Source organism: Mycobacterium sp. (genome assembly GCF_050701675.1).
Classification (GTDB): Bacteria; Actinomycetota; Actinomycetes; order Mycobacteriales; family Mycobacteriaceae; genus Mycobacterium.
Map to the genome: position 1 here is coordinate 1 of NZ_JBOGDD010000520.1, position 5,507 is coordinate 5,507.

Annotated in this window: 8 protein-coding genes and 2 pseudogenes; 3 read left to right on the forward strand and 7 right to left on the reverse strand. The window is 67.4% G+C overall.

Features of this window, described 5'->3' with window-relative positions; translation table 11 throughout:
- The coding region (locus ACRDUX_RS15620) for an alanine--tRNA ligase-related protein (RefSeq protein WP_526414927.1) at window positions 1-499 on the reverse strand (499 nt) is incomplete at its 3' end.
- 123 nt (window positions 500-622) lie between these two features.
- Window positions 623-1,012 (reverse strand): secondary thiamine-phosphate synthase enzyme YjbQ, encoded by a 390-nt coding sequence (locus ACRDUX_RS15625; protein ID WP_526414934.1) that lies wholly within the window; start codon window positions 1,010-1,012, stop codon window positions 623-625.
- A gap of 113 nt (window positions 1,013-1,125) precedes the next feature.
- On the opposite strand from ACRDUX_RS15625, the gene ACRDUX_RS15630 reads away from it, so the two are divergent.
- Window positions 1,126-1,416, forward strand: a complete 291-nt coding sequence (locus ACRDUX_RS15630; protein WP_526414928.1) for a GlsB/YeaQ/YmgE family stress response membrane protein — start codon at window positions 1,126-1,128, stop codon at window positions 1,414-1,416.
- Window positions 1,417-1,559: 143 nt separating this feature from the next.
- Here the strand turns inward: ACRDUX_RS15630 and ACRDUX_RS15635 are convergent, their stop codons facing one another.
- The 4 genes from ACRDUX_RS15635 to ACRDUX_RS15650 form a co-directional block, all read right to left on the reverse strand.
- A complete protein-coding gene (locus ACRDUX_RS15635; protein WP_526414929.1) occupies window positions 1,560-2,036 on the reverse strand; it encodes an SRPBCC family protein in 477 nt (158 codons plus the stop codon).
- Between the two features lie 14 nt (window positions 2,037-2,050).
- Window positions 2,051-2,404 carry an ArsR/SmtB family transcription factor gene (locus tag ACRDUX_RS15640; protein WP_526414930.1) on the reverse strand — a complete coding sequence of 118 codons (354 nt, stop codon included), beginning with the start codon at window positions 2,402-2,404 and terminating at the stop codon, window positions 2,051-2,053.
- 79 nt (window positions 2,405-2,483) lie between these two features.
- Window positions 2,484-3,815: a replication-associated recombination protein A gene (locus ACRDUX_RS15645; protein ID WP_526414931.1), complete on the reverse strand. Its 1,332-nt coding sequence runs from the start codon at window positions 3,813-3,815 to the stop codon at window positions 2,484-2,486.
- 41 nt (window positions 3,816-3,856) lie between these two features.
- Entirely contained in the window at window positions 3,857-4,258 is a 402-nt protein-coding gene (locus ACRDUX_RS15650; protein WP_526414932.1) for a TM2 domain-containing protein, read from the reverse strand.
- Window positions 4,259-4,355: 97 nt separating this feature from the next.
- On the opposite strand from ACRDUX_RS15650, the gene ACRDUX_RS15655 reads away from it, so the two are divergent.
- Complete coding sequence (locus tag ACRDUX_RS15655) at window positions 4,356-4,931, forward strand: hypothetical protein (RefSeq protein ID WP_526414933.1); 576 nt, start codon at window positions 4,356-4,358, stop codon at window positions 4,929-4,931.
- Here the strand turns inward: ACRDUX_RS15655 and ACRDUX_RS15660 are convergent.
- Window positions 4,915-5,127 (reverse strand): annotated as a pseudogene (locus ACRDUX_RS15660) (DUF3097 family protein); the annotation flags it as partial. The gene ACRDUX_RS15655 and the pseudogene ACRDUX_RS15660 sit on opposite strands and share 17 nt — an antisense overlap.
- Here ACRDUX_RS15660 and ACRDUX_RS15665 point away from each other — a divergent pair.
- Window positions 5,106-5,507 (forward strand): annotated as a pseudogene (locus tag ACRDUX_RS15665) (DUF3097 family protein); the annotation flags it as partial. The pseudogenes ACRDUX_RS15660 and ACRDUX_RS15665 sit on opposite strands and share 22 nt — an antisense overlap.

Sequence of the window (5,507 nt, forward strand, 5' to 3'; positions counted from 1 at the left end):
GTCCAGGGATGCCCATGGACCAGTAGTTGTCGGCCATCCCGCGACGCTGGATGCGTTCCAGTGGCAGCCCGGCCACCTCCTGCCACAGTGTGATCGCCTCGTCATCGTCGAGATAGACGGTCGCCCAGAGGGTTTCGGGGTCCAATCCGTAGCCGCCCTGATCCTGCGGATTGGTCAGCAGCGTCCAGGCGAATTGGATGGCGCCCTTCTTGAAGTAGTCGCCGAAGGAGAAGTTGCCCGCCATCTGGAAGAACGTGTTGTGGCGGGTGGTGATGCCGACTTCGTCGATGTCGGGCGTGCGGATGCACTTCTGGACGCTGGTCGCGCGGTCCCACGGCGGCTTCTGCTGCCCGAGGAAGAACGGCACGAACTGGACCATGCCCGCGTTGACGAACAACAGATTGGGGTCGTCGAGGATCACCGACGCGCTCGGCACCTCGGTGTGACCCGCGTTCACGAAGTGATCGAGGAAGCGCTTCCTGATCTCGTGTGTCTGCACGTGCTGCTGTCCTTAACTATTCGAGTCATGGCCGTTCTCGACCGCATTACAGTACCGGCCCGTCCCGATCGACCTGCAAGCGCGCGGCGTGGGTTCCCCGTGGCGCGCCGCTTCGGCGGGGCTTCACCCACCGATGAAGCTCAGACGCACCGACCGTCGTGAGTTGTCCCTGTTCAGGTCGACCAGCACGATGCTCTGCCAGGTACCGAGAAGCGGCTCGCCAGCCTGAACCGGGACGGTCACCGACGGCGCCACTATCCCGGGCAGAACGTGATCGGCGCCATGTCCCGGGGAACCGTGAACGTGTCGGTATCGGTCGTCGCGGGGCAGCAGCCGTTCGAGCGTGTCGACGAGGTCGTCGTCGGACCCGGCGCCCGTCTCCACGACGGCCACGCCCGCCGTGGCGTGCGGAACGAACACGCTGCACAGCCCGTCACCCAGCGGAGCGCAGAATGCACGGACGCTGTCGGTGAGGTCCACGGTGCGGCGACGGGAGGTATCCACGTCGATCAACTCGGTGTTCACCCAGACGAGGGTACGGCCGATTTTATTCACGCCGACGTTTATTTCGGGACCCCGGGGGTACTGCTGTTTCACCTCACACACTGAACGGAAGTGACGGGACAATGACTCCCACTGGCATCATCACGGCAATACTGATCGGCGCCGTCATCGGCGTCCTCGGTCGCCTCGTACTCCCCGGCAAGCAGTCAATCGGCTTGCTCGTCACGATCTTGGTCGGCATCGTCTCGGCGCTCATCGGCACGTGGCTGGCCCGCCAACTCGGCATCCCCACCGCGACCGCAGGCATCGACTGGATGGAACTACTGGTGCAGGTCATCGTCGCTGCGCTCGGCGTCGCGCTGGTGGCCGGTCTGATGGGCCGCCGCCGTCGGACAGGCCTCCTTCGCCGTTAGGCAGGGCGGTGCGGCAGAAGGGGTTTCCCCCCGCGCCCTGATCCGCTGCACCACCCAGGCGTTGCCGCCGGGATCGGCGAAGTCGAACGTCGTGTCCCATCGCGTTCGTCGAGGACGTCGACGTCCCGGCGGCAACGCCGCCCTCAGTCGTCCGACAGCAGGGTCTCGAGGCGCTCGTAGCCCTCGGTCATGCCGCCCTCCATGCCCGAGGACAGGAGGGCATCACGGGCATCGGTGTTGGGAAAGATCGAACGTCCACGGAGGCTGCTGCGCCCGCCACCGAGATCGTCGAACCACAGATATTCGATGTTGACCATGTCCGGTGCACCTTCGAACTCGAACGTCTGGATGACGAACTCGTCGTGGCGCACGGTGTGGAAGACGCCGTTGAACCAGTACTCGTCGCCGTCGGGCCCGCGGTGCAGGTAGCGGTAGCCTCCGCCGGTGTGGAATTCCCAACGCTCGACGGACATCTCAAGGAGCGCGGGCCCCAGCCACTGCTTGACGAGCTCGGGTTGGGCGTGAGCACGGAAGAGCGCCTCGACGGGAGCGTCGAATTCGCGGGTGAATTCCATGGCCAAGGTGTCGACTGGGACCACCAGGTCGAGTGTGTTCGTCATCGCGAGTTTCCCTTCTAGGTCTTGTCTGTGTCCTCGGTCGCCGCCAGTAGGCCGTCGAGCCGTCGGTAGTTGCGTTCGGCGTCCAAGCGGTAGCGGTCGATCCAGCCCGTCAGCCGCTCGAGTGCCGCGGCGTCGAGGTGCACGGGCCTGCTTTGGGCCACGCGGGTCCTTGTGACGAGGCCCGCGTGCTCCAGCACCTGAATGTGCTTGGACACCGCCTGTTTGGTGATGGGATGCGGTTCGGCCAGCTCGTTGACCGTGGCGGGCCCGCGCGACAACCTGGCCACGATGGCCCGGCGCACAGGATCCGCCAAGGCCAAGAAGGCGCGGTCCAGACGCTCTTCGCCGCCTTCATCCTTGGGTTTCAATTATCAACCTCTAGATTGATCAATCATTTGGTTGAATACGAACCTAGGTTGCGGTGTCGGGGAAGTCAAGGGTCACTGGTCAGCGCTTCCGGCGGAGGATCGCGCGCAACCGGTCGAGTCGCCCCGCGATCTCCCGCTCGGCGCCGTGCGTCGTCGGCCGGTAATAGTCGACGCCAACGAGTTCGTCGGGCGCATACTGTTGCGGCACAATGCCATCCGCGTCGTCGTGGGGATATGAGTAGCCCTGCGCGTTGCCCAATGCCGCGGCCCCGGAGTAGTGGCCGTCACGCAGGTGCGGAGGCACCAAACCCGCCTTGCCCGCCTTGATGTCCCCCATCGCCGCCCCCAGCGCCATCGTCACCGCGTTCGACTTCGGCGCCGTGGCCAGGTGCACCGTGGCGTGGGCGAGTGTCAGCTGCGCCTCCGGCATCCCGATCAGCTGCACGGTCTGCGCGGCCGCCACGGCCGTCTGCAGTGCCGTCGGATCGGCCATCCCGATGTCCTCGCTCGCCAGGATCGTCAGACGCCGCGCGATGAAGCGGGGGTCCTCCCCCGCGGTCAGCATCCGCGCCAGGTAGTGCAGAGCGGCGTCGACGTCGGAACCGCGCACGGACTTGATGAAGGCGCTGACGACGTCGTAGTGCTGGTCGCCGTCCCGGTCGTAGCGGACGGCGGCCTTGTCCAGCGACTGTTCGATGATCTCCACCGTCACGTGATCACCTGCCTCGGCCGCCACCTCGAGGGCCGTCAGCGCGCGGCGGGCGTCCCCCGCAGCCAGTTGCACCAGCAGTTCGATGGCGTCCGCGTCGACCGTGACCGAACCGCGGAGGCCGCGCGGATCGGCGATGGCCCGCTTGACCACCGCCCGCACCGCATCGGCACCGAGCGGCTGCAACTGCAGAATCAGCGAGCGCGACAGCAGGGGTGCGACGACCGAGAACGACGGGTTCTCGGTGGTTGCGGCGACGAGCAGCACGATGCGATTCTCGACGGCGGCGAGCAGGGCATCCTGCTGAGTCTTGGAGAACCGGTGCACCTCGTCGATGAACAGCACCGTCTGCTGACCGTGCACCGCGGCCCGACGTGCGACGTCGATGACCGCCCGCACGTCCTTGACGCCAGCCGACAGCGCGGAGAGTGCCTCGAACCGGCGGCCCGTGGCCTGCGAAATCAGGGAAGCGAGCGTCGTCTTGCCGGTGCCCGGCGGCCCGTAGAGGATGACCGACGCCGCACCCGAACCGTCGACCAGACGCCGCAGGGGCGATCCGTCGCGCAGCAGATGGTCCTGGCCGACCACCTCGTCGAGACCGGCGGGTCGCATGCGTACGGCCAGCGGAGCCGACGGGCCGCCGTCGGGGATGCCGTCACCATGGCCCGGTTCTCCAGGCACGTCGAAGAGACCATCGGCCACGGGACAGGCTTACCACGCCGCGGCGACGCCGCCGAACCCAGTCAGTCGCGCAGCGTGCGTCCGTCCGAGTCCGGCACCTTGCCCACCAGGATCAGGATCGCGTCGACGAGTGGCCAGATTCCGCAGGTCAGCCAGGACAGCAGCAGCATCGCCACCCCCAGGCCGGTGTAGCCGAGGTAGAAGCGGCCGATCCCGAAGGTTCCCAGGAAGAGCTGCAACAGCCCTGCGACGATTTTGCTCTTGTCCGACAGCGGCCGCCCGTACACGTCGACACCGAACTGCCCGCCCTGATACGGCGGGACGTACCCACCCTGGTACGGCGGGGGTGCTCCGTAGGGGCCTGGCGGCGGCGGGGCGCCATACGCGCCGACCGGCGGGGGCAACGACGGATCCGAACCGTAGGGCGGCGGTTCCGAACCGTAGGGCGGCGGAGGCACTGACATGCACGGATGATGTCCCATTCCCGTGCCCGCGTCCACCATTCGGTGCGCGTCCATCGTGAATTCTCAGAATGTGCGCTGATGCGAGACGATGGGTGGCGTGTTGATCAACCGGGCCACGGCCGACGGAATCGCCGCCGGCGCCATCACGCTGGTGCTGCGGAGCTGGGATGCACCCCGAGCGAAAGTAGGAGGCACGCAACGGACTTCGGCGGGCACGATCCGCATCGAAGGCGTCACGGAATTACGTCGACCCGTGACAGCCGCCCAAGCCGAGGCCGCCGGCTACCCCGACGCTGCGACCGCCCGCGCCGAACTGGACCGCAGGCCGGCACGGCACGTCTACGCGATCGCGGTGTCCTACGTTGGGCCGGACGAGCGCCCGCAACTCGCTGCCGACGCTGCGCTGACACAGGAGGACCGCTCCGCCATCGCCAAGCGACTCGACCGCTGGGACGCGGCGAGCGCGACGGGTCCGTGGACGCGTGAGTACCTGCAACTGATCGCAACCAACGAAGCCGTGCGTGCACCCGACCTCGCGGTCGTGATGGGCATGGAGACCACGCCCTTCAAGCGAAGGGTCCGCCAGCTCAAGGGCCTGGGGCTAACCACCAGTCTCGACGTCGGTTACCGAATCTCGCCGCGCGGCAAGGCTTTCCTCACGCAGGCGCCGTGACGAAGTCGATCAGTTCCTCGACGCGACCGATGAGCTCGGGCTCCAGGTCGTTCCAGTCCCGCACCGTCCCGCGGATCCGCCGCCAGGCGGCAGCGATGTCGGCCTGGCTTCCGTGTGGCCAGCCCAGCGCGTCGCAGATACCGTGCTTCCACTCGACGGTGCGCGGAATCACCGGCCACCGGGTCAACCCCAGGCGCGCGAGCACGGACGGCCCTGGCCAGCCGCATCTACGTCGAGGGGCGCCACGACGCCGAACTCGTCGAACAGGTGTGGGGCGCCGACCTCCGCGTCGAAGGCGTCGTCGTCGAGTACCTCGGCGGCGTCGACGATCTCGCGGCCATCGTGCGGGACTTCGAGCCAGGCCCTGGCAGACGGCTCGGCGTTCTCGTCGATCATCTCGTCACCGGGTCGAAGGAGGCTCGCATCGCCGCGGACGTCAGGCGGGGTCCCGGCGGGGAGCACACGCTGGTGGTCGGCCACCCCTACGTCGACATCTGGCAGGCCGTGAAGCCTGCGCGCCTGGGGTTGACCCGGTGGCCGGTGATTCCGCGCACCGTCGAGTGGAAGCACGGTATC

Excerpts from the sequence above, each read along its gene's own strand:
- ACRDUX_RS15630 (WP_526414928.1), top strand. The coding sequence starts at position 1,126 with ATGACTCCCACTGGCATCATCACGGCAATACTGATCGGCGCCGTCATC.
- ACRDUX_RS15635 (WP_526414929.1), bottom strand. The coding sequence starts at position 2,036 with ATGACGAACACACTCGACCTGGTGGTCCCAGTCGACACCTTGGCCATG.
- ACRDUX_RS15650 (WP_526414932.1), bottom strand. The coding sequence starts at position 4,258 with ATGTCAGTGCCTCCGCCGCCCTACGGTTCGGAACCGCCGCCCTACGGT.